A 24,245-nucleotide genomic window follows, 5' to 3' on the forward strand; every position below is an offset into this window, starting at 1 on the left:
TCCGTCTCAGGCATCGGAGGCCGTGCGAGCGGGACATATGTCCGTCCAGCGGTTCTCGACGTAGGCGAGGCAGTCCGCGCGGCTGCTCGCGGTCAGGGCCACGTCCCACCCGTCCGGCACGGTGATCCCGTCGGGCCAGAGCGAGAACTGGCCCTCGGCGTTGGTGAGTACGAGGTAGGTGCCGTTCTCGTCCTCGAACGGATTGGTGGTCATGGTCAGCCCTCCACGAATTCTTTGCGCCCCGGGTTCTCGGGGTGATCGGGGTGGTCGGGGTTCTCCGGGCCCTCGGGGTCGCCGGGGCGCCCGGAGCTGTCGGTGGCACCGATGTCGCTGGCATCGATGTCGGTGGCTTCGCTGCCGGTGTCTTCGGGGGAGTCGTCGCTGACATCGGGCAGCAGCGTGTCGATCTCCCGCACCGTGCGCCGCGTCATGCTCAGCACCCCGACGGCGATGCCGCACAGGCCGGCGATGAGCAGCATCGCGGCCATACCGCTGCCCGGCCCGTCGCCCACGAGCGGCCCCAGCACCACGAAGATCCCGGTACCGGCTGCGGCCTGCGGTTCGAAGACCTCGTCGGCGAGCGGTCCGGAGACGGCGGTCGCCAGCGGGACGGAGAGCTGCGACAGGAAGATCACGGCGCCGAAGACCCGGCCGTGCCACTCCTGAGGCACCTTGGTCTGCACGATCGCCTGCATCACGCCGTTGATCATCGGCATCAGCGCCGCGCCCACCAGAATGGCCGCACACCAGCCGACCACGCCCCCGACGAGCGCCATCGCCACCTGGGCGGACAGGCACATGCCGATGATCCCGAGCAGCATGCCCCGGGCCCGGTTCCTCGGCCCGCTCCACGCCGCCATCAGCAGCCCGCCCGCGACCCCGCCGACACCGATCGCGGTGTTGACGCTCGCCAGCGCCGCGGTCTCACCGCCGGACCGCGCCAGAACCATGGGCTGTACGGCGGCGAAGCCGAAGACCATGACCAGGTTGACCACGCAGAAGGCCAGCATCAGATCGCGCAGGCTCGGATACCGGAAGAGGAACCGCATCCCCTCCATGGCCTCGGCGGTGAGCTTCTTGCGCGGCCCGCCCGCCGGCTTGCTCGCGGGTCCGGTGTCCCCCCGCATCCGTACGACCCGGATGGCGACCAGCGCGAGAGCGAAGCTCACCAGGTCGGCGACGAGGATGAAACCGAGCCCGGAGAACGCCACCAGGAGCCCGCCGAGAGCGGGACCGCCGACGTCCGCCGTGCTCTTGGCGCTGGCCAGCAGACTGTTGGCCCGTTGCAGCTGGGCCTTGTCCACCAGCAGCGGCACCGAGGCGCCCAGCGCCGGGAACTGGAAGGCGGCGGCCGAGCCGAGCAGCATGACGGCCGCGTAGACCTCCCAGGTGTGCAGCCCGCCGGTGAAGTGCAGGACGCCGAGCAGCGCCACGATCAACAGCCCGCCGCCGTCGGCGACTTGCAGCGCCGTGCGTCGCTTGACCCGGTCGACGAAGGCTCCCGCGAGCGGGCTCAGCAGCACCTGGGGGAGGAGGGCACACAGCGACAGCGTGGTCAGTGCCGTCGCGCGGCCGGTGGCCGACCAGGTCTCGAAGACGAAGGCGAAACGCAGGACGGAATTACCGACCAGGGATACCGCCTGCCCGCTCCAGACGAGCATGAAGGGGCCCATGCCGGCGAACCGGCCCGGCCTTCCCCCGTCCTGCGCGGTGTCGTCCAGCGAGCGCGCCGAATCGGCCACGTGCGTACCCCCGTCGAATGTGGCTTCCGACCGAGAACCCTAGTTCGAAGTGGCGCGCGGCGCAGCCCCGATCATGAAAGGCGGCCGAGAAGCCCTCACGGATGCGCCTCGATGGCTGTGAGAGTCCGCTCCGACTGGCGTCGAACTGAGTTCCTCATAAACCTCCACGAATCCTTGACGACACAACGACATCCGAGACGAGAGACGCCGTCTCCGGACAATTCGGTTGCCTCTTGGCGGGGTTGCCCGGGTCGCGTTGCCCTTCCGTCCCCGGTTTACCGTGGGCGTCCGCTCGCCGAGGGGGTCATTTCCCCAGCGGTTGACCGATGGACTGGCCCCACCAACTTCCCCCTCCCTAGGATGTGTTGTCGGCGAGGTGATCTCCTCGGCCGGCCCTGTGACTGGGGGAAACGATGGAGCCTGGAAAGCAACTGTCCACGTCGATCGATGCCACGATCCCGACAGCCGCGCGCATGTACGACTACTACCTCGGCGGCAAGGACAACTACGCCTCCGACCGAGCCGCCTGCGAGGAGCTGGACAAGGTCGTCCCCAGCACCCGCGCCCTCGCCCTGAACAACCGCCGCTTCCTGCAGCGCGTGGTCAGGACACTGGCCGAGGACCACGGCATCCGGCAGTTCCTCGACCACGGCTCAGGCCTGCCCACCCAGAACAACGTCCACCAGGTCGCGCAGTCCATCGACCCGTCCTCGCGCGTGGTCTATGTCGACAACGACCCGATGGTCCTGGTCCACGGCCGCGCCCTGCTGGACCAGAACGACAACACGGCCGTCATCCACGCCGACATGCGCGAGACCGACGCGATCTTCTCCCACCCCGACACCGAGCGCCTGATCGACTTCTCGCAGCCGGTGGCGGTGCTGTTCAACTCGGTCTTCCACTGCATCCCCGACAGCGACACCGACGGCCCCCTCGCCGTGGCCCGCCGGGTGCGCGAGCACCTCGCGCCCGGCAGCTTCATGCTGATGTGCCAGCTGGTCAGCGAGGACCCCAAGGTCCGCGAGTTCGTCACCGACTTCATGGACCAGGCGACCCAGGGGCACTGGGGCCGGGTACGCGAGGAGAAGGACGTCGCGGCGTACTTCGATGGTCTGGAGATCCTCGAACCCGGCCTGGTCGAGGTCTCCACCTGGCGCCCCGACACCGAGGTGACACCGCGCCAACTCACTCAGGAGTGGATCGAGTTCGGCGGCGTGGGACGACTGCCGTAACGAAGCTTCGCCCCGCGGGGCGCAGCGCCTTACCGGGCGCAGCGCCTTACCGGGCGCAGCGCCTTACCGGGCGCAGCGCCTTACCGGGCGCAGCGCCTTACCGGGCGCAGCGCCCTGTCGGGTGCGGTGTGTTACGGGGCGGGGGAGTACCGGGCCTTCGTCTCACGCAGCCGCTCCAGCGACTCGCGCGGATTGAGAGCCTCGTCGCCGAGGCGGTCCAGGGCGATCCGGTACTCCTCCGTCTCGTCCTGGTCCTCCAGGAAGGCGGCGCTCTTGATGTGCTCCAGATAGACGATGTCGGCCAGATCGACACCGCCGAAGCGCAGATAGGTGACGGGAATGGCCGGCGCCGACGCGTTGGTCACGTCCAGGGGCACGATCTGCAGGGTCACATGGGGGAGCCGCGCCATCTCCTCCAGGTACTCGAGCTGCTCGCGCATGACCTCGCGGCTGCCCAGCATCCGCAGCAGCACCGACTCGTCGACGATCGCCCACAGCTGAGGCGGGTCCGCGCGGCGCACCAGCTCCCGCCGGCGCATCCGCAGCTCCACACGCCGCTGCACCTCACGGCCGGGCGCCGACGGCAGCCCGCGCTCCACCACGGCACGCGCGTACGCCTCGGTCTGCAACAGGCCGGGCACATACTGGATCTCGAAGGTACGGATGGCAGTCGCGGCCTCCTGCAGCCCCACCAGCCGATCGAACCACTCGGGCATCAGCCGCTTGTCATAGCGCTGCCACCACCCCGGCTCACCCGCACGCTTCAGCAACTGCAGCAGCACCGAGGCCTCGTAGTCCTCGGATCCGTACTCCTTCAGCAGCAGGCGGACATCGGCCTCGGTGGGCGGCCGGCGCCCCTTGCCCGCCTCGATGCGCGACAACTTCGCCGGACTGAAACCCACGGCACGCGCCGCCTGGTCCTGGGACAGGCCCGCGTCCTCGCGGAAACCCGCCAGCTGGACGCCGACCAGCATTTTCAGCAGGGTCGGCGCGGGTTCGGTCCGGCTCAGGTAGGGCTCGAGGCGGGAGATGCGAGGTGACTCGGCGGACATCCTGACTCCCCGTAGACCGGCATACGACAGACCGCATTATCGCATCCCGCCGCCCCGTGCCGCCGGAACCGCAGCAATTAGAAGGCTCAACTTCCGCTTCCCAGCGGCGTTTCGCCCCCCAACCGGTCCTCACGTCCAACCCACCGGTCCTCCGTTCAGGGTCAAACGAGGTGGTCGAACTCTCCCTCCTTGGCGCCCGCCAGGAAGGCGGTGATCTCGGCCGGCGTGTACACCAGGGCAGGTCCGTCGGGGTCGCGGGAGTTGCGCATCGCGATGCTGCCGTCGCCCAGGCCGGCCACCTCGACGCAGTTGCCCTCGGCATTGCTGTGCCGGCTCTTGATCCAGCGGACGCCCAACGAGCTGGCCCGTACGCCGTTCTGTGCTGTTGGCACTGCACTCTCCTTGCTCACGTTCGGCCACGCGCACGCCCTCGGCGCCCCGCCGGGCCCGGACCGCGCCGCGTGCTCTGCGCAGACACCTTCCCGCAATTTCCCGTGAAATTGCACGGAGGCGCCGTCGGCGTGGATAATAGTCGGTGGCGTCAACGGCAGTGCGGACGCCCTGTCCTGACCGTGTATCAGGGAGACGTCGTGTCCTTACCTGCGTACGAAGGGCTCCAACTGCGCGGCAGCGCTGCGCCCCAGGCGGGGCTGACGGTGACGCCGGAAGCTCCCCGCGGCACCTCGGGCCCCCGTCGGCTCGCCGGCCCCGAAGCCCCGCGCACCTCGCCTCGTTCCGCCGCCCTGCGCCTGGTCGGTGCCGAACAGAGCTGCGGCCGAGCCCGCGACTTCGTCCGTCGCACGCTCGACGACTGGGCGCTGGACCACTGCAGCGCCGACGCCCTCACGGTGGTCACCGAACTGCTGGCCAACGCCGTACTGCACGCCGTGTCGCCCTCGTCCGCCGACGCGACCCCCTCGCGCCCCGACGCCGAGATCTGGCTGAGGCTCAGCCTCCGGCGCCCGGCCCACCTCGTCTGCGCCGTCGTCGACCCGAGCGACAACCCACCTGTCTACCCGCACACCAGCGACCCCTTCGACGAGCACGGCCGGGGACTGCGGATCATCGACGCCCTCTCCGAACACTGGGGCTGGACGAGACGCCAGCCGGCGGGCAAGACGGTCTGGGCGATGCTGCCGACGGCAAGGCAGTCCTGACCCTCCCTGGGCCTCCGCCGCAATGCATCCGCAAATGTATGAGTGCAGACACCTATTGAGGCAAGTGCCCGCTTAGACGGCGACAATTGCCCCCATGCCCCCATGCCCCCATGCCGCCACCATGGTGCCGCCGTTTTGCTGCTGCCGCATTGGCGCAGGGTGGGCGGTTTATCGGCTCATTTCTGGGGGCGACACGGGCGGTGGTGTAACACGGTCGCGTTCGCATGACGCAGAACCAGGCAGAAGCAGGTCATCCTCGACGTCCGATTTCCGATTTCGGCTTCGCGGGATGCCCTACTCCCTCCGCCCGGTACCCCGTCAGAACGGATTTCCCGTGAACACCGACCCGATCCCCGGCTACCAGCCCTACGACCAGCCGCCACCCCCCGAGCGCTCCCAGCGCAACCCGGACACCGCACGCAGAGCGGCCCTGACCATCTGTACGCTCGCCGACATCGCGGCAGGTCTCCTCGGCCTGTGGATCGTGCTGTACCTGCTCGACGCGAACCAAGGGAACGCGTTCGTGGAATTCGTGCACGGATCAGCGGACTGGCTGTCCGGATGGGCACAGGACATTTTCACGATGAACACAGAGGGACTCCGAGTCCTCCTCAATTACGGCCTCCCGGCCGTCCTCTATTTGCTCCTCGGGCACGGAATTGCCGCCCGACTCAACAGGGCCTGACGGCATTACCCAGCGAAGGACCAGCTTTATGGCACCCACTCCCCGCACTCCCACCGGAAGCGATCACCTGCCGATCTATGAAGACCTGGTGCGCGAACGCGGAGACGCCGTGACGGAAGCGCAAATAGCAGCCGCACACACCCAGCACCAGGCAGCGGAACTGCTGACCGCCGGGGAGGCCGGCCACGGGGGCCAGCCGACAGGGCACCATCACCAGTCGCACTTCGGCTGAGCACGCAGCCCCCGTGAGCCCGTTGAGCGCCGGGGCCGCCGGCGACCACTCGCCGGCGCCACCGGGCCAACGGAGGCCGCGGGCCCAAAATGACGAAGAGCGGAACCCATCAAACCTGGGTCCCGCTCTCTCGTATCGGCATTCGCCCCGGTCAGCGGTTGATCTCTACTGACCTTCGGCGAGTGCCCCCGGCAGGATTCGAACCTGCGCACACGGCTCCGGAGGCCGTTGCTCTATCCCCTGAGCTACGGGGGCGTGTCGGGCGCCTTGCTTGGCGGCGACGGGTAGAACCCTACCAGCTTCGGTGGGGTGTTCATGAACGGGTTTCCGGGGTCGCGGCACCGGGTGTGACCTGGGGTGGCTCGCTCGCAGGGGGTGGAAGTGGGGAAAACCCGGACGCGGTGGCCGGTCCGGACCTACTCTCGAGTTGTGCCAGGCGCGTCGGGCCGGGTGCTTGTTGTGGACGACAACAAGGTCATCCGGCAGCTGATCAGGGTCAATCTCGAGCTGGAGGGGCTTGAGGTGGTGACCGCGGCCGATGGTGCCGAGTGTCTGGAAGTCGTTCATCAGGTACGGCCCGATGTGGTCACCCTGGATGTCGTCATGCCACGGCTCGACGGGCTGCGGACTGCCGCGCGGCTGCGATCCGATCCCCGTACGCGTGATCTTCCCCTCGCCATCATCAGCGCCTGTACGCAGTACGAGGTCGATTCCGGCCTCGGTGTCGGAGTCGACGCCTTCCTCGCCAAGCCGTTTGAGCCGGCTGAACTCGTCAGCCTCGTAGGCAGGTTGATCGAGGTGAGGAGGAGCGCAGAACGGACCCGGGAAGGCGTTGGGGAACGCGACGGCGAGGGCGCGGACAGCAGCGCAGACACCGCCGTGTTCGGAGGCGTACTCGGGGCAGCCGGCGAGGCCGCCGGACGCACCGGAAGCTGACGCCGCTGGGCGTTCCGGATTGGCGCCTCAGGACCTTCGGAAGCTGACCCCCCGGGTGTTTCGGCCGGATGCCCCAGGCAGCGGAAGATTGCACGCCGGGACGTAACGCACCGATGCCCCCAGGGCACACCGGAGCTGATGCCGCTGAGCGCAAAGTCGGTCCGACACCCCGGCCGCACCCGCGAGGAAGCCCCCGGGCGTGTCCCATGAACCCGCACCCCGGGCGACCGAACCCGCACCCCGGGAGACCGGACTCGCACCCCAACCACCCTGGGCTCACCGGAGCCTGACGCCGCCGGCCGTTCCGGACCACGCCCTGGCCGTTCCGGACCACGCCCTGGCCGTTTCGGACCACACTCTGGCCGTTCCGGACGACACCCTGGCCGTTCCGGACCACACCCCGGCCGTACCGGACCCCACCCCGGCCGTACAGGAAGCCGAAGCCGCCAGGCATTCCGATCCGGCACAACAGGGCGAACGCCCCGGCACCCGGGCGGACCCCACTCACCCCCGGCCGAGCTGACACCCCGGCCCTACCGGACCCCCCGGGCCGACCGAATGCCCCCGGGCGCACCCGCCCCACCCCCGGCCAACCAGAGGCACCCCCAGGCGTACCCGCCCGGGTAACCCACCGGCACCCGCCCCCACTCCACCAGGCACCCGCCCCCACCCCCGTCCAAATCCCGGACCCTCGCCAAACCCGTTCGCATACCCACCCCCCTCCTCCCATACGCTTGTCCCGTGACCCCCGTCGAGCTCTCCCGTACCGTGCTGCGCGCGGTGCGTCGTGCTGTCGATGACGGGGTGCTGTGCGTTGCGGTGCCCGAGCGGGTCGTGGTGACCGCCCCCGGGCCCGGGGGGTGTGGCGACTACGCCACCAACGTCGCGCTGCAGCTCGCGCGCCCGGCCGGGCGGCCGTCGGTGGATGTCGCCGAGATCCTCCAGGCACGCCTGCTCAGCACCGACGGCATCAGGGATGTCGTCGTCACCGGGCCCGGGTTTCTCAACATCAGCCTCGGCGACACCGCCTCCACCGCCCTCGTCGAGGAGATCCTGCGCCGCGGCACCCGGTACGGGTACGCCAACGGCCCCTCCGCGGGCTTCATCCCGCTGAGCTGTGCCCGTGAGGTACGGGCCGTCGTGGTGATGGACGCCCTCGACCGGATCCTGCGATCCCAGGGGGCCGCCGTCCGCACCAGGTGCGAGGCCCCCCTCGACCCTCGCTGGGTCGACATCCTGGGCGTAAGCGGCGTAAGCGGCGTAAGCGGCGTAAGCGGCGTAAGCGGCGTAAGCGGCGTAAGCGGCGTAAGCGGCGTAAGCGGCGTAAGCGTCGACGTGGACGGGACGCAGGACTCGGTTTCCCTGCCCGAATTCGTCGTGCGGCCGGTGCCCGCCCCCGTCGGCACTGCCCCCCTCCAGCTCGGCCGCCACGCCGCCCGCTGGGCCCTGCTTCATCCCGCCGGTCACGACCGGCCCCGTATCACCGACGAGCACCTCGTCCAGCGTGAGAGCAACCCTCTCTTCCGCGTCCGGTACGCCCACGCCCGCACCCGGGCTCTCAGCCGTAACGCCGCCGACCTGGGGTTCGACGCCGAACCCGGGGACGTACGGCACGACGTCGCCGCCCTGCTCGCGGATCACCCCCGCGTCCTGGCCCAGGCGGCGGCCCACCGCGCCCCCGACCGTCTCGCCCGGCACCTCGTCACCGTCGCCGATGCCGTCCTGCCCCTGCTGCCCGCAGTCCTTCCCCGCGGTGCGGAGAAACCCTCGGCCACCCACCGCGCCCGGCTCGCGCTCGCCGAAGCCGCCGGGACGGTGCTGGCCGGTGGCCTGTCCCTGCTCGGCATCGACGCACCCGACCATCTCTGAGAGAGCCCACGAAAGTCATGAGCCGTTCCGCCCACCCCGCCGGGCCCCGCCACGCCGACGTTTTTCCCGAGGGCCACTACTCCGCCCCGCCCGCCGACCTCAACACCCTCGACCCGAAGGTGTGGGCCCAGACCGTCGGCCGCAACGCCGACGGCGTCGTCACCGTCGGCGGTATCGACGTGAAGACCCTCGCCGAACAGCACGGCACCCCGGCCTACTTCATGGACGAGGCCGACTTCCGGTCCCGCGCCCGCGCCTGGCGCAGCGCCTTCGGGACCGACGCGGACGTCTTCTACGCCGGCAAGGCGTTCCTGTCCCGTGCCGTCGTGCGGTGGCTGCACGAGGAGGGGCTCAATCTGGATGTGTGCTCCGGCGGCGAGCTGGCCACCGCCCTCTCCGCCGGCATGCCCGCCGACCGCATCGCCTTCCACGGCAACAACAAGTCCGCGGAGGAGATCCGCCGCGCGATCACCGCAGGCGTCGGACGTATCGTCCTCGACTCCTTCCAGGAGATCGTCCGCGTCGCGCACATCGCGCAGGAACTCGGCAAGCGGCAGCGCGTCCAGATCCGTATCACCGTGGGCGTGGAAGCACATACCCACGAGTTCATCGCCACCGCTCACGAGGACCAGAAGTTCGGGATTCCGCTGGCCGGCGGGCAGGCCGCCGAGGCCGTGCGGCGGGCGCTCCAGCTCGAGGGGCTGGAAGTCATCGGGATCCACTCGCACATCGGGTCGCAGATCTTCGACATGTCGGGCTTCGAGGTCGCCGCCCACCGGGTGGTCTCGCTGCTCAAGGACATCCGTGACGAGCATGGTGTCGAGCTGCCCGAAATCGACCTCGGCGGCGGGCTCGGGATCGCCTACACGAGTGATGACGACCCCCGTGAGCCGCACGAGATCGCCAAGGCGCTGACCGAGATCGTCACCCGTGAGTGCGAGGCCGCCCGCCTGCGGACCCCCCGTATCTCCGTCGAGCCGGGGCGCGCCATCGTCGGGCCGACCGCCTTCACGCTCTACGAGGTCGGCACCATCAAGCCGCTCGACGGGCTGCGGACGTACGTCTCCGTCGACGGCGGCATGTCGGACAACATCCGTACGGCGCTGTACGACGCCGAGTACAGCGTCGCCCTCGTGTCCCGGACGAGCGACGCCGAGCCGATGCTCGCCCGTGTCGTCGGCAAGCACTGCGAGAGCGGGGACATCGTGGTCAAGGACGCGTTCCTGCCGGCCGACCTGGCGCCGGGTGACCTCATCGCCGTGCCGGCGACGGGTGCGTACTGCCGGTCCATGGCCAGCAACTACAACCATGTTCTCCGGCCGCCCGTCGTCGCCGTGAACGACGGCGAGTCCCGGGTGATCGTCCGCCGGGAGACGGAGGAGGACCTCCTTCGGCTCGACGTCGGCTGAGCCGGAACGCCGGAACGCCGGAACACCGGGAGACCCGAACACGGGAAGGCCGGGAGACCGGGCCCAAAACGTGGGGTGGAAGATCTCCTGTCTTCCACCCCCGTGGAAATGAAATAGATGTCTCACGATCCGGACGATGGGCAGAAAGTCCCGTCCGGTGAGTGAGACTGGTGCAACCGTAGACGGTAAGAGGAAACGAGGTCGGATGATGCGTACGCGTCCGCTGAAGGTGGCGCTGCTGGGCTGTGGAGTGGTCGGCTCAGAGGTGGCGCGCATCATGACGACGCACGCCGGCGACCTCGCCGCCCGGATCGGGGCCCCCGTGGAGCTCGCGGGCGTGGCCGTACGACGGCCCTCCAAGGTGCGCGAGGGCATCGACCCCGCGCTCATCACCACCGACGCCACCGCCCTCGTCAAACGCGGCGACATCGACGTCGTGGTCGAGGTCATCGGCGGCATCGAGCCCGCCCGCACCCTCATCACGACCGCCTTCGAGCACGGCGCGTCCGTCGTCTCCGCCAACAAGGCGCTCCTCGCCCAGGACGGGGCCGCCCTCCACGCGGCCGCGGAAGCCAACGGCAAGGACCTCTACTACGAGGCCGCAGTCGCCGGCGCCATCCCGCTGATCCGGCCGCTGCGCGAGTCCCTCGCCGGTGACAAGGTCAACCGGGTGCTCGGCATCGTCAACGGCACCACCAACTTCATCCTCGACAAGATGGACTCGACCGGCGCCGGGTATCAGGAGGCCCTCGACGAGGCCACCGCCCTGGGCTACGCGGAGGCCGACCCCACCGCCGACGTCGAAGGGTTCGACGCCGCCGCCAAGGCCGCCATCCTCGCCGGAATCGCCTTCCACACGCGCGTGCGCCTCGACGACGTCTACCGCGAGGGCATGACCGAGGTGACCGCGGCCGACTTCGCCTCCGCCAGGGAGATGGGCTGCACCATCAAGCTGCTCGCCATTTGTGAGCGGGCCGAGGACGGCGCGTCGGTCACCGCGCGCGTGCACCCCGCGATGATCCCGCTGACCCACCCGCTCGCCTCCGTGCGCGGCGCCTACAACGCCGTGTTCGTGGAGTCCGACGCCTCCGGGCAGCTCATGTTCTACGGCCCCGGCGCGGGTGGTTCCCCGACCGCCTCGGCCGTGCTCGGCGACCTGGTCGCCGTCTGCCGCAACCGGCTCAGCGGGGCAACGGGGCCCGGCGAGTCGGCGTACGCCGCCCTGCCCGTGTCGGGGATGGGTGAGGTTGTCACCCGCTACCACATCAGCCTCGACGTGGCGGACAAACCGGGTGTTCTCGCCCAGGTGGCGACCGTGTTCGCAGAGCACGGTGTCTCGATCGATACGGTTCGCCAGCAGGGCAAGGACGGCGAGGCCTCCCTCGTCGTCGTCACCCACCGTGCGTCCGACGCGGCCCTCGTCGGGACCGTCGAGGCGTTGCGCAAGCTCGACACCGTGCGGGGTGTCGCCAGCATCATGCGGGTTGAAGGAGAGTAACCAGCAATGACCCACCAGTGGCGCGGAATCATCGAGGAGTACCGGGACCGGCTGCCCGTCTCCGACACCACGCCGGTCGTGACGCTCCGCGAGGGCGGCACGCCCCTCGTGCCCGCGCAGGTGCTCTCCGAGCGCACGGGCTGCGAGGTCCACCTCAAGGTGGAAGGCGCCAACCCGACCGGGTCCTTCAAGGACCGTGGCATGACCATGGCCATCACGCGGGCCAAGGAGGAGGGTGCGAAGGCCGTCATCTGCGCCTCCACCGGCAACACCTCCGCCTCCGCCGCGGCCTACGCCGTCCGCGCGGGTATGGTTTCGGCCGTTCTCGTCCCGCAGGGCAAGATCGCGCTCGGCAAGATGGGCCAGGCCCTCGTGCACGGCGCGAAGATCCTCCAGGTGGACGGCAACTTCGACGACTGCCTCGCGCTCGCCCGCGCTCTGAGCGACAACTACCCCGTGGCGCTGGTCAATTCGGTCAACCCGGTGCGTATCGAGGGGCAGAAGACGGCCGCCTTCGAGATCGTGGACATGCTGGGCGACGCCCCCGACATCCACGTCCTGCCGGTGGGCAACGCGGGCAACATCACCGCGTACTGGAAGGGCTACAAGGAGTACGCCACCGACGGTGTCTCGAAGCGGACCCCCCGCATGTGGGGTTTCCAGGCCTCCGGCTCCGCGCCCATCGTGCGCGGCGAGGTCGTCAAGGACCCGTCGACCATCGCCACCGCGATCCGTATCGGCAACCCGGCGTCCTGGCAGTACGCGCTCGCCGCACGGGACGAGTCCGGCGGGTTCATCGACGAGGTGACGGACCGTGAAATCCTGCGCGCCTACCGGCTGTTGGCCGCGCAGGAGGGCGTCTTCGTCGAGCCCGCGTCCGCCGCGTCCGTCGCCGGTCTGCTGAAGGCCGCCGAGCAGGGCAAGGTCGACCCGGGCCAGCGCATCGTCTGCACCGTCACCGGCAACGGCCTCAAGGACCCCGACTGGGCCGTCGCCGGCGCCCCGCAGCCCGTCACCGTCCCGGTCGACGCGGCGACGGCGGCCGAGCGGCTCGGGCTGGCGTAAGCCCAGGCGTAAGCGGCCACACTCCGTCGTACGGGGCTCGCGTCCGCGAGTACGAGGGCGCTTACCTGGGGAACTTCCCTGCCGGGGGTGCACAGGGGGCATACGACACGCATCGTGCGCCTCCTGTGCGCCCTATGTCGCCACAGAACCTACCTTCGATAGGCTGTACCGAACCCGCCCGCCGCATATGCCTCCGCATGGGGTGCGGTGCCGCGCCGTCTCCGCGGCCCGGAAGCGGCCCCGGGGTTCTCGTACGTCATCGAATGTCTTCGACAATCACGCAGCTCAAGGAGAGTCATCAAGCGATGGCCGGTCCAGCGTTCCGCGCCGCCGCCGTCCGGGTGCGCGTCCCCGCCACCAGCGCCAACCTCGGCCCGGGCTTCGACGCCCTCGGCCTGTCGCTGGGGCTCTATGACGACGTCGTCGTCCGGGTGGCCGACACCGGGCTGCACATCGACATCGCGGGCGAGGGCAGCGAGACGCTGCCGCGTGACGAAAGCCACCTTCTCGTACGTTCCCTGCGCACCGCCTTCGATCTGCTCGGCGGCCAGCCGCGCGGGCTCGAGATCGTCTGCGCCAACCGCATTCCGCACGGCCGGGGCCTCGGTTCCTCCTCGGCCGCCATCTGCGCCGGCATCGTCGCCGCGCGTGCCGTGACCATAGGCGGCGAGGCCAAGCTCGACGACACGGCTCTGCTGGAACTCGCCACCGAGATCGAGGGCCACCCCGACAACGTGGCGGCTTGTCTGCTGGGCGGGTTCACCCTCTCCTGGATGGAGGCGGGTGCCGCGCGGGCGATCAGGATGGAGCCCGCCGATTCCATCGTTCCGGTGGTTTTCGTGCCCGGAAAGCCGGTGCTCACCGAGACCGCGCGCGGTCTGCTCCCGCGCTCCGTGCCCCATGTCGACGCCGCCACCAACGCGGGCCGTGCGGCCCTGCTCGTAGAGGCCCTGACCAGGCGCCCCGAGCTGCTGCTGCCGGCCACCGAGGACCGTCTTCACCAGGAGTACCGCGCACCCGCCATGCCGGAGAGCGCGGCGCTGGTGGAGCGGCTGCGGGCCGACGGAGTGCCGGCGGTCATCTCCGGCGCGGGCCCCACCGTTCTGGCACTGGCGGATCACGACAGTGCCGACAAGGTGGCCCATCTGGCAGGCGACGGCTGGGCCGCGAACCGGCTCGAGCTGGATGCCCAGGGAGCGAGCGTGCTGCCGCTTGCGACCTGACACTCGGTTGCCGGATTTCGAGAGGGGGAATGTTTGTTGGATCCGGTAGTGTTAACCTCAAGTCTGCACCCGACCCCACCATGGCGAGGTGCTTGTTGTCCCCGTCAGGGACAGACATTCTTCCGGGAGCCTCCCAAGCCGCACTGTGTTCCGTACGACGTACGCGAGCAGTACCTCGTACGCGGGCGCTGAGCGACTTGCCGGGCACGCTCCGGAACCGGCGCGACCGAGCCGAGTGACACAGACACTCCGTGCCACGGCTCTGGGAAGCGTCATCACCAGATATTTCCTCCGCCGCTTTGGCGGACCACCGCCCCGGCACGGTCCACACACCAGGGACCGAAGCCGGACAGCACAACCGGTCGCCGAGCCAGACAGGCCGACGTCCGCTCCAGGGAAGGACCCTTCGTGAGCGACACCACCGATCTGATGGGCGCACGTGTCGAGGAGACCGCTGCCGCGCCCGCCACGGACGCATCCGCGCCTGCCACCGGTGCCGGCTCCCGGCGGCGCCGCGGTACCGGCCTTGAGGGCATGGTGCTGGCCGAGCTGCAGCAGGTCGCATCCGGCCTCGGTATCAAGGGCACCGCGCGCATGCGCAAGAGCCAGCTGATCGAGGTCATCAAGGAGGCGCAGGCCGGAGGAGGTACCGCGGCTCCCAAGACGGAGGCCACGACCGAGACCAAGCCCAAGCGCCGCGCCACCTCCAAGGCTCGTACCGGCGACGACGCCGACAAGAAGGCGGAGAAGGCGGCTGAGGCCCCCGCCGAGAAGGCCGTGGCCCAGCAGCAGATCGAGATTCCCGGCCAGCCGGCCAGCGACGACGCCCCGGCCGAACGCCGCCGTCGTCGTGCCACGGCCGATGCCGGTGCCCCCGCGGCCGCCCCCGAGACGGTCGCCGCCGAGGCGAAGAGCGAGCCGAAGGCCGAGACGCCCGCGCAGTCGCAGGGCGACGCCAAGGGCGAGGCCGGTGAGGGCGGCGAGGGCCGTCGTCGTGACCGTCGTGAGCGCGGCCGCGACCGTGACCGTGGCGAGCGCGGTGACCGGGGTGACCGCGGCGACCGCGGTGACCGCCGCAAGGGCGACGACCAGCAGGGCGGCGGTCGTCAGGACCGTGGCCAGCAGCAGAACCAGCAGCAGGGCGGCGGCCGTCAGGACCGCGGCCAGCAGCAGGACGACGACGACTTCGAGGGTGGCCGCCGTGGCCGTCGCGGGCGTTACCGCGACCGTCGTGGCCGTCGCGGCCGCGACGACATCGCCTCGGAGCCGCAGATCAACGAGGACGACGTCCTGATCCCGGTCGCGGGCATCCTGGACATCCTCGACAACTACGCCTTCATCCGTACGTCGGGCTACCTGCCGGGCCCCAACGACGTGTACGTCTCCCTCGCCCAGGTCCGCAAGAACGGCCTGCGCAAGGGCGACCACATCACCGGTGCGGTCCGTCAGCCCAAGGAAGGCGAGCGGCGCGAGAAGTTCAACGCGCTGGTCCGTCTGGACTCCGTCAACGGCATGGCGCCCGAACACGGCCGCGGCCGCCCGGAGTTCAACAAGCTCACCCCGCTGTACCCGCAGGACCGGCTCCGTCTGGAGACCGACCCGGGCGTGCTGACCACCCGCATCATCGACCTCGTGTCGCCGATCGGTAAGGGCCAGCGCGGTCTGATCGTGGCCCCGCCGAAGACCGGTAAGACCATGATCATGCAGGCGATCGCCAACGCGATCACGCACAACAACCCCGAGTGCCACCTGATGGTCGTCCTCGTCGACGAGCGTCCGGAAGAGGTCACCGACATGCAGCGGTCGGTGAAGGGCGAGGTCATCTCCTCGACCTTCGACCGTCCGGCCGAGGACCACACCACGGTCGCCGAGCTCGCCATCGAGCGTGCGAAGCGGCTGGTGGAGCTGGGTCACGACGTCGTCGTGCTGCTCGACTCCATCACGCGTCTGGGCCGTGCTTACAACCTCGCCGCGCCCGCCTCCGGCCGCATCCTGTCCGGTGGTGTCGACTCGACCGCGCTGTACCCGCCGAAGCGCTTCTTCGGTGCCGCGCGCAACATCGAGGACGGCGGCTCGCTGACCATCCTCGCCACCGCGCTGGTGGACACCGGGTCCCGCATGGACGAGGTCATCTTCGAGGAGTTCAAGGGCACCGGCAACGCCGAGCTCAAGCTCGACCGGAAGCTCGCCGACAAGCGCATCTTCCCGGCGGTGGACGTCGACGCGTCAGGTACCCGTAAGGAAGAGATCCTGCTGGCTCCCGACGAGCTTGCCATCGTCTGGAAGCTGCGCCGGGTGCTGCACGCCCTCGACCAGCAGCAGGCGGTCGAGCTGCTCCTCGACAAGATGAAGCAGACGAAGTCGAACGCCGAGTTCCTGATGCAGATTCAGAAGACGACGCCGGCCCCCGGCAACGGCGACTGAGCACAAGCGCCCCAATAGAGGCCGCTTCCCGTCAATCAGTGACGGGAAGCGGCCTTTTGGCGCTGATAGGGACGGGCGTAGCAGTACGCCCCTTCCTACTCTTGTGTCTCTGGGGGGACCTTCTTGAGCACCACCATGTCCGGCAGTGGTCGTCACAGACGCCGGATACGTTTCGGGCTGCCCGTTGCCGCCGCCGGTGTCGCCGCGGCCGTTGCCGCCGCGCTGCTGACCTCATCCGCCGGGGCCGCGACCGCGCTGCCCAGGCCCACCGTGCAGCCCGCCACCAGCTCCGCCTCGCTCGCCGAGCTGGAGCGGCGGGTCGTCGGTGCCGTCGCCGGTGACGACACCGCGGGGGAGACGACCGGGAAGTCGTCGTTCGGTGCGAGCAGCACCAGCTCCTCCGATGACTCCACCGTGAGCCCCATGGTCATCGGCGGCACCACGACCGGCATCACCTCGGCGCCCTGGATGGCGCAGCTCTGGTACTACGACGACCAGGGCACCGCCGACGAGGCCGACGACCTCGGGTTCTTCTGCGGCGGCGCCGTCGTCGCGCCGACGAAGATCCTCACCGCCGCGCACTGCGTCAAGGGCTACGACTGGCACAACTTCGGCGCCGTCATCACCGGCACCGCCCAGCTGCCGACCACCGACGACGCGGGCAACAGCGACCTGCACGGCGGCACCGTCACACTGCCGCACCGGCAGTGGTACCACCCGTCGTACAACTCGACGACGATCGACAACGACATGGCCGTCATCACGCTGGCGAACGCGGTCAAGGCGACGCCGATCCGCATGACGACCTCCGGTGACACGGCCTCGTACGCCGCCGGGACCAGCGCCAAGGTCTACGGCTGGGGCCGTACCAGCTCCACCAGCTCGGACATCTCCCAGACGCTGAAGACGGCTACGCTGCCCATCCAGTCCGACACCACCTGCGCCGGCTACTACGGCGGCGAGTTCGTCAAGGGCCACATGGTCTGCGCGGGCAAGCCCGCGAGCGGCGCCGACAGCGGCACCACCTCCGCCTGCAACGGGGACTCCGGCGGGCCGCTCGTGGTGAACGGCCGGATCGTCGGTGTCGTCTCCTGGGGTGTGCGGGACTGCGTCGCCAGGGGTGCGTACAGCGTCTTCGCCAAGGTGACGAGCTACGTCGGCGCCGCCTACCCGCGCGTGGACGACACCAACCTCAGCGGGGACCACCGGGCCGACCTGTGGCTGCGCAACGCCACCAGCAGGACGGGGTACTCGAAGGACTCGGCCGGCACCTCGTTCGGGGCGCGCGAGTCCTGGGGCAATTGGGACGGCGTCAACGTCGTCCTGCAGACCGACCTCGACCGGGACGGCTACCAGGACCTGGTGTACCGGCGCAGCTCCGACGGCGACCTGTTCTGGTCGCACTTCGTGCGCTCCAGCGGCAGTTGGACCACCAAGCAGCTCGCCGACAACTGGAAGACCCGCACCCGCATCGTCACCCCGGGCGACGTCACCGGCGACTACCTGCCCGACCTGCTGTCGGTCGACTCCGGGGGCTATCTGTGGATCTACCCGGGCAAGGGCAACGGCACCTTCGGCGCCCGTGTGAAGGTCGGCTCCGGCTGGAACCAGTACAACTCGCTGCGCGGCCACGGTGACTTCACCGGCGACGGCAGGACCGACCTGATCGCGCGCAGCAAGACCGGCGGCCACGTCTATCTCTTCAAGGGCACCGGCAAGGCCGGCACGGGAGCCTTCGCCGGCCGCGTCAAGGTGCGCACCTGGGAGAGCTACACGGCCTTCGACGCCGTCGGTGACGTGACCGGCGACGGCAAGGCGGACTTCCTGGCCCGCAACTCGACCGGCACGCTCTATCTGTACCCCGGTTCCGGCAAGGCCACGAGCGAGATCTTTACCACAGCAAGATCCGTGGGAACCGATTACAAGCAGTACGACATCTTCGGCTGAAATCGCAGGTGAGGCCGGTTTGTCAGGCCTCTGTGACTACGGACCGTGCCCATCGCCTGCGAGCGGTGGGCACGGTCCGTTGTGCAACCCTTCTCCGAGTTTCCCCGTCTGACCGGACGGGGTGACGATGGTGTGGTACGGGCCAAATGGCCACGCCTGACCCTGAAAGCAGGGGGTAACCGACCGGACGAGAACCGAGGAGCACAGTGTCTGCCGAGAGCACGCCGGAGCCTGCCATACCAGGCGATAACGGCACCAAGGGTCCGCGTGGCCGCGCCAAGGGCCGCCGACGCAAGCCGCGCGACAAGCGCAAGGGCCTGCTGATCATGGCCTGGACGGCCGCCGGGATCGTAGTCCTGGGCGGCACCGGTGCGGGTTACCTGTACTTCAAGCTCAACGGCAACCTCAAGAGCGTCGACATCGACCAGGCCCTCGGCACCGACCGTCCCGAGAAGGTCGACGACGGTTCGGAGAACATCCTCGTCCTCGGCTCGGACACCCGCTCCGGCAACAACAAGAAGCTCGGCGGCGGCGCCGACGACGGCAGCGCACGCTCGGACACGGCGATGATCCTGCACGTCTACAAGGGCCACAAGAAGGCGAGCGTCGTCTCCATCCCGCGGGACACGCTCATCGACCGGCCCGACTGCACCGACACCGACGGCAAGACGTACCCGGCCGACTCCGACGTGATGTTCAACTCCGCGTACACGACGGGCGGAGCGGCCTGTGCGGTGAAGACGGTCGAGTCCGTCTCCGGCATTCGTATGGACCACTACCTGGAAGTCGACTTCTCCGGCTTCCAGAAGCTGGTCGACAAGCTCGGCGGCGTCGAGGTCACCACCACCAAGGCCATCAACGACCCCGACAGCCACCTCAACCTCGCGGCCGGCACGCACCAGCTCACCGGCAAGCAGGCCCTCGGTCTGGTCCGCACCCGGCACGGCGTCGGCGACGGCTCCGACCTCGGTCGCATCCAGCTGCAGCAGGCCTTCATCAAGGCACTGATCAACCAGATCAAGGACATCAACCTCTTCGGCAACCCGAAGAAGCTCTACGACCTGGCCAACACCGCCACCAAGACGGTGACCACCGACTCCGACCTGGGCTCGGTCAACTCGCTCATGTCGTTCGCCAATGGCCTCAAGAGCATCGACTCCAAGAACATGACCATGGTCACGATGCCGGTCCAGTACGACCCGGCGGACCCGAACCGGGTGATCGTGGCCGAGTCACAGGCCAAGCAGGTGTGGACGGCCCTGAAGAACGACAAGCCGATCCCGAAGTCCGCCACCAAGGGCACGGCGAAGGGCGACGCCAACCGTGTGGTGACGCCCTGAGTGGCGTGGGTTCGCGGCGGGGTCAGCCGACCCAGCGGGCGCTGTGACGATGCCGGTCCAGCCCCACGGCCGAGAACTCGTCGCCACCGGCCCGTGCCACCGCACCCAGCCGACGAAGAGCCTGTGAGATCGGGCTGCCGGCCACCGGGAAGCCTTGGTCCTCCCCGATGCCCAGCGGCCCCAGCACCAGCGCACCGTCGTCCCACACGGCCGCGCGCTGCTCGCCCACGCCACCGAAGTACTCGGCCTCCACGAAGGCGACCGGCCCGCCGGCCGACCAGGCGGCGAGGCGGGCGTCGAACCCTCCGGGCAGCCCCCGGAACCCGAGGGTGCGGGTGGTGTCGCCGTTCGTGGCGGAATCGAAGAGGTCGCTCGTCATCGGCATCAGCGCAAGGCCCTGCCCAACAAGAGACGCCCGGGCGCCGGGCACATCCCTCGTGATCGTGCGCAGCAGTTCCTCGCCGGCGATCACTGCCCGCAACTCGTAACTCATCCCCGCACCCCTCGCTCCCGGCCCCCCGGGAATAGATCACACCGCCCCCCGGTTTTGGGGGATGGCACCAGTCCTGGCAGACTGGTACGTCGGCTCCGGTTCACGCTCCCGTATCCCGCGGCAGCGACCCGGCGCCCTCCCGAAACTAGGAGACACCCTTGAAGCGCGACATCCACCCCGAGTACGTCGAGACGCAGGTCAGCTGCACCTGTGGCGCGTCGTTCACCACCCGCAGCACGATCTCCAGCGGTGCCATCCGCGCCGAGGTCTGCTCCGAGTGCCACCCGTTCTACACGGGTAAGCAGAAGATCCTCGACACCGGTGGCCGTGTGGCCCGCTTCGAGGCCCGCTTCGGCAAGGCTCCTGCCGGCTCCAAGAAGTAGCGAGCTCCCATTCGCCGGTCCACGGCCGCGCCCTACTCAGGCGCGCCGGGACCGGCGTTTTTGGTCGCCCGCCCTTCACAGACGTACCTACACAGGAGCCAAAGATGTTCGAGGCCGTCGAGGAGCTCGTAGCAGAGCACGCCGACCTGGAGACGAAGCTCGCCGACCCGTCGGTCCACGCGGACCAGGCGAACGCGCGCAAGCTGAACAAGCGCTACGCCGAGCTCACCCCGATCGTCGCCACGTACCGCTCCTGGAAGCAGACCGGCGACGACATCGAGACGGCGAAGGAATTCGCCGCCGACGACCCGGACTTCGCGGCCGAGGTCAAGGAGCTGGACAAGCAGCGCGAGGTACTGACCGAGAAGCTGCGTCTGCTGCTCGTCCCGCGTGACCCGAGTGACGACAAGGACGTCATTCTGGAGATCAAGGCGGGTGCGGGCGGCGACGAGTCCGCGCTGTTCGCCGGCGACCTGCTGCGCATGTATCTGCGGTACGCCGAGCGCGTCGGCTGGAAGACCGAGATCATCGACTCGACCGAGTCCGAGCTCGGCGGCTACAAGGACGTCCAGGTCGCTGTGAAGACCAAGGGCGGGAACGGCGCCACCGAGCCAGGCCAGGGTGTCTGGGCCCGGATGAAGTACGAGGGCGGCGTGCACCGCGTGCAGCGTGTGCCGGCGACCGAGTCGCAGGGCCGTATCCACACGTCCGCGGCCGGCGTGCTCGTGACGCCCGAGGCCGAGGAAGTCGACGTCGAGATCAACCCCAACGACCTCCGCATCGACGTCTACCGGTCCTCCGGACCCGGTGGCCAGTCCGTCAACACCACCGACTCCGCCGTGCGCATCACGCACATTCCCACCGGAGTCGTCGCCTCCTGCCAGAACGAGAAGAGCCAGCTGCAGAACAAGGAGCAGGCACTGCGTATCCTGCGCTCCAGGCTGCTCGCAGCGGCGCAGGAGGAAGCGGAGAAGGAAGCAGCCGACGCCCGCCGCAGCCAGGTCCGCACCGTCGACCGCTCCGAGAAGATCCGCACCTACAACTTCCCGGAGAATCGCATCTCGGACCACCGCGTCGGCTTCAAGGCCTACAACCTGGACCAGGTCCTGGACGGCGACCTCGACGCGGTGATCCAGGCCTGCGTCGACGCGGACTCGGCAGCGAAGCTGGCAGCTGCGTAAGGACGTAAGGGACGTACGCACGTACGAGTACGACACGGAGGACTTGCGTGCAGCAATTCATTGGGGGGCGACCCTCAAGCCCCCGCAGCGTGCTGCTCGCGGAGGTGGCACAGGCCACCCAGCGGCTGGCCGACGCCGGCGTGCCCTCGCCGCGCAACGACGCGGAGGAGCTCGCCGCGTTCGTGCACGGCGTGAAGCGGGGCGAGCTGCACTCCGTGAAGGACTCGGACTTCGACGCCCGCTACTGGGAGGTCATCGCCCGCCGTGAGCAGCGCGAGCCGCTGCAGCACATCACCGGGCGGGCCTACTTCCGCTACCTCGAACTCCAAGTCGGGCCCGGGGTGTTCGTGCCCCGCCCCGAGACCGAGTCGGTGGTCGGCTGGGCCATAGACGCGGTGCGCGCGATGGACGTCGTCGAGCCCTGCATCGTCGACCTGTGCACCGGCACCGGCGCCATCGCGCTCGCCCTCGCCCAGGAGGTCCCGCGCTCGCGCGTGCACGCCGTGGAGCTGTCCGAGGACGCCCTGCACTGGACGCGCAAGAACGTCGAGGGGTCCAGGGTCGACCTTCGTCAGGGCAACGCCCTGGACGCCTTCCCCGACCTCGACGGCCAGGTCGACCTGGTCATCTCCAACCCGCCCTACATCCCGCTCACCGAATGGGAGTACGTCGCTCCCGAGGCGCGGGACTACGATCCCGAACTCGCCCTGTTCTCGGGCGAGGACGGCCTCGACCTCATTCGCGGTCTGGAACGGACCGCACACCGTCTCCTCCGCCCCGGCGGCGTCGTTGTCATCGAACACGCCGACACCCAGGGCGGCCAGGTGCCGTGGATCTTCACCGAGGAGCGGGGCTGGGCCGACGCTGCCGACCACCCCGACCTCAACAACCGCCCGAGGTTCGCGACCGCCCGCAAGGCGCTGCCGTGACCGCCCCCGAGACTCTTTTCCCGCAGTACGTGTACTTCGTGTACGAGGAGGCCCGCTAGATATGGCACGGCGATACGACACCAATGACGCGACCGACCGCACGACCGGTCTGCGTGAAGCCGCGTCCGCCGTCCGCCGTGGCGAGCTCGTGGTCCTCCCGACCGACACGGTGTACGGCATCGGCGCCGACGCGTTCGCCAAGGAGGCCGTCGGCGACCTGCTGGAGGCCAAGGGCCGTGGCCGCAACATGCCCACCCCTGTGCTGATCGGCTCCCCGAACACGCTCCACGGTCTCGTCACGGACTTCTCCGAGCTGGCCTGGGAGCTGGTCGACGCCTTCTGGCCGGGCGCGCTGACGCTGGTGGCCAAGCACCAGCCGTCGCTGCAGTGGGACCTGGGCGACACCCGGGGCACGGTTGCCGTGCGCATGCCACTGCACCCGATCGCCATCGAGCTGCTGACGGAGGTCGGCCCGATGGCGGTCTCGTCGGCCAACCTGACGGGTCACCCGGCCCCCGAGGACTGCGACGCCGCGCAGGAGATGCTCGGCGACTCGGTGTCCGTGTACCTGGACGGCGGCCCGACCCCCGGCAACGTCCCGTCGTCGATCGTGGACGTGACGCGCGAAGTGCCCCTCCTCCTGCGCGCGGGCGCGATCTCCGCGGAAGAGCTGCGGAAGGTCGTACCCGACCTCGAGGTGGCCAATTGACAGCCCCTGAAGCGGGGCGTGGCATAGGCAACGGGGAAAGCGCGGCGGAGATCACGACGACGTTCGTCGGCCTCCCGCGTGACAGCTTCCGCATCCTCCACGTCAGCACCGGCAATGTGTGCCGCTCGCCGATCACCGAGCGGCTGACCCGTCATTTCGTGGCGCAGCGGCTCGGTGTGCTCGGCGGCGGGCTGATCGTGGAGAGCGCGGGCACCTGGGGCCACGAGGGCGCGCCCATGGAATCCAACGCGGAGACCGTCCTCGCCGACTTCGGCGCGGACGCCTCCGGCTTCGTCGGCCGCGAGCTCCTCGACGAGCACGTCATCCGCGCCGACCTGGTCCTGACGGCCACCCGTGACCACCGCGCCCAGGTCATCTCGATGGGCCATTCGGCGGGCCTGCGCACCTTCACCCTCAAGGAGTTCACCCGCCTGGTGAAGGCCATAGACCCGGCGACGCTCCCTCCGTTGGAGGAAGGCGTGGTCTTCCGCGCCCGCGCCCTGGTCCGTGCCGCGGCGGCTCTACGCGGGTGGCTCCTCGCACCGACGGCGGAGGCGGACGAGGTGTACGACCCGTACGGCGCACCGCTCACGTTCTTCCGGTCGGTGGGGGACGAGATACACGAGGCGCTGGATCCGGTGGTCACGGCGCTGACGGGCGTTCGTGCGCGCGCGTGACAACGCCGGGCGCGGCTGACGTCCCCGGCCTACATTGGACGTACGTCACCGTCGACGCACGC

Annotated in this window: 24 protein-coding genes and 1 tRNA gene; 19 read left to right on the forward strand and 6 right to left on the reverse strand. The window is 69.5% G+C overall.

Going from position 1 to position 24,245, the window contains the following annotated elements; genetic code table 11:
- Nucleotides 1-6 precede the first annotated feature (6 nt).
- Together ACZ7L5_RS21860 and ACZ7L5_RS21865 are read right to left on the reverse strand one after the other, a co-directional pair.
- On the reverse strand, nucleotides 7-213 hold the full coding sequence (locus tag ACZ7L5_RS21860; protein WP_363035454.1) for an MbtH family protein: 207 nt from the start codon (nucleotides 211-213) through the stop codon (nucleotides 7-9).
- A 2-nt stretch (nucleotides 214-215) separates the two neighbouring features.
- Nucleotides 216-1,742, reverse strand: coding sequence for an MFS transporter (locus ACZ7L5_RS21865; RefSeq protein WP_471518410.1), 1,527 nt, complete (start codon nucleotides 1,740-1,742; stop codon nucleotides 216-218).
- A gap of 413 nt (nucleotides 1,743-2,155) precedes the next feature.
- On the opposite strand from ACZ7L5_RS21865, the gene ACZ7L5_RS21870 reads away from it, so the two are divergent.
- Nucleotides 2,156-2,974: an SAM-dependent methyltransferase gene (locus ACZ7L5_RS21870; RefSeq protein ID WP_471518411.1), complete on the forward strand. Its 819-nt coding sequence runs from the start codon at nucleotides 2,156-2,158 to the stop codon at nucleotides 2,972-2,974.
- Nucleotides 2,975-3,105: 131 nt separating this feature from the next.
- Here the strand turns inward: ACZ7L5_RS21870 and ACZ7L5_RS21875 are convergent, their stop codons facing one another.
- On the reverse strand, nucleotides 3,106-4,026 hold the full coding sequence (locus ACZ7L5_RS21875; RefSeq protein WP_363035460.1) for a helix-turn-helix domain-containing protein: 921 nt from the start codon (nucleotides 4,024-4,026) through the stop codon (nucleotides 3,106-3,108).
- A gap of 161 nt (nucleotides 4,027-4,187) precedes the next feature.
- On the reverse strand, nucleotides 4,188-4,418 hold the full coding sequence (locus ACZ7L5_RS21880; protein WP_328879317.1) for a DUF397 domain-containing protein: 231 nt from the start codon (nucleotides 4,416-4,418) through the stop codon (nucleotides 4,188-4,190).
- A gap of 198 nt (nucleotides 4,419-4,616) precedes the next feature.
- On the opposite strand from ACZ7L5_RS21880, the gene ACZ7L5_RS21885 reads away from it, so the two are divergent.
- The 3 genes from ACZ7L5_RS21885 (at nucleotide 4,617) to ACZ7L5_RS21895 (ending at nucleotide 6,100) form a co-directional block, all read left to right on the forward strand.
- Nucleotides 4,617-5,183, forward strand: a complete 567-nt coding sequence (locus ACZ7L5_RS21885) for an ATP-binding protein (protein WP_471518412.1) — start codon at nucleotides 4,617-4,619, stop codon at nucleotides 5,181-5,183.
- A gap of 289 nt (nucleotides 5,184-5,472) precedes the next feature.
- Complete coding sequence (locus ACZ7L5_RS21890) at nucleotides 5,473-5,868, forward strand: hypothetical protein (RefSeq protein WP_471518413.1); 396 nt, start codon at nucleotides 5,473-5,475, stop codon at nucleotides 5,866-5,868.
- Nucleotides 5,869-5,896: 28 nt separating this feature from the next.
- Nucleotides 5,897-6,100 (forward strand): hypothetical protein, encoded by a 204-nt coding sequence (locus tag ACZ7L5_RS21895; protein ID WP_471518414.1) that lies wholly within the window; start codon nucleotides 5,897-5,899, stop codon nucleotides 6,098-6,100.
- Between the two features lie 183 nt (nucleotides 6,101-6,283).
- Here ACZ7L5_RS21895 and ACZ7L5_RS21900 read toward each other — a convergent pair.
- Nucleotides 6,284-6,355, reverse strand: a tRNA-Arg gene (locus tag ACZ7L5_RS21900).
- A gap of 174 nt (nucleotides 6,356-6,529) precedes the next feature.
- Between ACZ7L5_RS21900 and ACZ7L5_RS21905 the strand changes: the two genes are divergently transcribed.
- The 10 genes from ACZ7L5_RS21905 to ACZ7L5_RS21950 all read left to right on the forward strand — a co-directional run bounded on the left by ACZ7L5_RS21905 (nucleotide 6,530) and on the right by ACZ7L5_RS21950 (nucleotide 19,811).
- Nucleotides 6,530-7,036, forward strand: a complete 507-nt coding sequence (locus tag ACZ7L5_RS21905) for a response regulator (protein ID WP_471518415.1) — start codon at nucleotides 6,530-6,532, stop codon at nucleotides 7,034-7,036.
- A 199-nt stretch (nucleotides 7,037-7,235) separates the two neighbouring features.
- The gene (locus tag ACZ7L5_RS21910) at nucleotides 7,236-7,559 is read left to right on the forward strand and encodes a hypothetical protein (RefSeq protein ID WP_471518416.1); all 324 of its coding nucleotides are present in this window, start codon (nucleotides 7,236-7,238) and stop codon (nucleotides 7,557-7,559) included.
- Between the two features lie 218 nt (nucleotides 7,560-7,777).
- Nucleotides 7,778-8,905 carry an ArgS-related anticodon-binding protein NrtL gene (nrtL, locus tag ACZ7L5_RS21915; RefSeq protein ID WP_471518417.1) on the forward strand — a complete coding sequence of 376 codons (1,128 nt, stop codon included), beginning with the start codon at nucleotides 7,778-7,780 and terminating at the stop codon, nucleotides 8,903-8,905.
- A 17-nt stretch (nucleotides 8,906-8,922) separates the two neighbouring features.
- Entirely contained in the window at nucleotides 8,923-10,314 is a 1,392-nt protein-coding gene (gene lysA / locus ACZ7L5_RS21920) for a diaminopimelate decarboxylase (RefSeq protein ID WP_328879311.1), read from the forward strand.
- 205 nt (nucleotides 10,315-10,519) lie between these two features.
- Complete coding sequence (locus ACZ7L5_RS21925; RefSeq protein WP_471518418.1) at nucleotides 10,520-11,812, forward strand: homoserine dehydrogenase; 1,293 nt, start codon at nucleotides 10,520-10,522, stop codon at nucleotides 11,810-11,812.
- A 6-nt stretch (nucleotides 11,813-11,818) separates the two neighbouring features.
- A complete protein-coding gene (gene thrC / locus ACZ7L5_RS21930; protein WP_471518419.1) occupies nucleotides 11,819-12,877 on the forward strand; it encodes a threonine synthase in 1,059 nt (352 codons plus the stop codon).
- Nucleotides 12,878-13,182: 305 nt separating this feature from the next.
- The gene (gene thrB / locus ACZ7L5_RS21935; RefSeq protein WP_365062858.1) at nucleotides 13,183-14,100 is read left to right on the forward strand and encodes a homoserine kinase; all 918 of its coding nucleotides are present in this window, start codon (nucleotides 13,183-13,185) and stop codon (nucleotides 14,098-14,100) included.
- A 408-nt stretch (nucleotides 14,101-14,508) separates the two neighbouring features.
- Nucleotides 14,509-16,524 (forward strand): transcription termination factor Rho, encoded by a 2,016-nt coding sequence (gene rho / locus ACZ7L5_RS21940; protein WP_471518420.1) that lies wholly within the window; start codon nucleotides 14,509-14,511, stop codon nucleotides 16,522-16,524.
- 135 nt (nucleotides 16,525-16,659) lie between these two features.
- Nucleotides 16,660-18,471 carry a trypsin-like serine protease gene (locus ACZ7L5_RS21945; RefSeq protein WP_471518479.1) on the forward strand — a complete coding sequence of 604 codons (1,812 nt, stop codon included), beginning with the start codon at nucleotides 16,660-16,662 and terminating at the stop codon, nucleotides 18,469-18,471.
- Nucleotides 18,472-18,677: 206 nt separating this feature from the next.
- Nucleotides 18,678-19,811: an LCP family protein gene (locus ACZ7L5_RS21950; protein ID WP_471518421.1), complete on the forward strand. Its 1,134-nt coding sequence runs from the start codon at nucleotides 18,678-18,680 to the stop codon at nucleotides 19,809-19,811.
- Between the two features lie 22 nt (nucleotides 19,812-19,833).
- Here ACZ7L5_RS21950 and ACZ7L5_RS21955 read toward each other — a convergent pair whose 3' ends face one another.
- Nucleotides 19,834-20,304, reverse strand: coding sequence for a hypothetical protein (locus ACZ7L5_RS21955; protein ID WP_471518422.1), 471 nt, complete (start codon nucleotides 20,302-20,304; stop codon nucleotides 19,834-19,836).
- 158 nt (nucleotides 20,305-20,462) lie between these two features.
- On the opposite strand from ACZ7L5_RS21955, the gene rpmE reads away from it, so the two are divergent.
- The 5 genes from rpmE (at nucleotide 20,463) to ACZ7L5_RS21980 (ending at nucleotide 24,183) form a co-directional block, all read left to right on the forward strand.
- Nucleotides 20,463-20,687 (forward strand): 50S ribosomal protein L31, encoded by a 225-nt coding sequence (rpmE, locus tag ACZ7L5_RS21960; RefSeq protein WP_362380527.1) that lies wholly within the window; start codon nucleotides 20,463-20,465, stop codon nucleotides 20,685-20,687.
- 104 nt (nucleotides 20,688-20,791) lie between these two features.
- A complete protein-coding gene (gene prfA, locus ACZ7L5_RS21965; RefSeq protein ID WP_471518423.1) occupies nucleotides 20,792-21,868 on the forward strand; it encodes a peptide chain release factor 1 in 1,077 nt (358 codons plus the stop codon).
- Nucleotides 21,869-21,957: 89 nt separating this feature from the next.
- Nucleotides 21,958-22,797 (forward strand): peptide chain release factor N(5)-glutamine methyltransferase, encoded by an 840-nt coding sequence (gene prmC, locus ACZ7L5_RS21970; protein ID WP_328884322.1) that lies wholly within the window; start codon nucleotides 21,958-21,960, stop codon nucleotides 22,795-22,797.
- Between the two features lie 61 nt (nucleotides 22,798-22,858).
- Nucleotides 22,859-23,506, forward strand: coding sequence for an L-threonylcarbamoyladenylate synthase (locus ACZ7L5_RS21975; protein WP_328879303.1), 648 nt, complete (start codon nucleotides 22,859-22,861; stop codon nucleotides 23,504-23,506).
- A complete protein-coding gene (locus ACZ7L5_RS21980; protein WP_328879302.1) occupies nucleotides 23,503-24,183 on the forward strand; it encodes an arsenate reductase/protein-tyrosine-phosphatase family protein in 681 nt (226 codons plus the stop codon). Before ACZ7L5_RS21975 ends, ACZ7L5_RS21980 begins: the two co-directional genes overlap by 4 nt.
- The last annotated feature ends 62 nt before the right edge of the window (nucleotides 24,184-24,245 follow it).

The sequence above is a fragment of the Streptomyces sp. NPDC107528 genome (assembly GCF_055639295.1).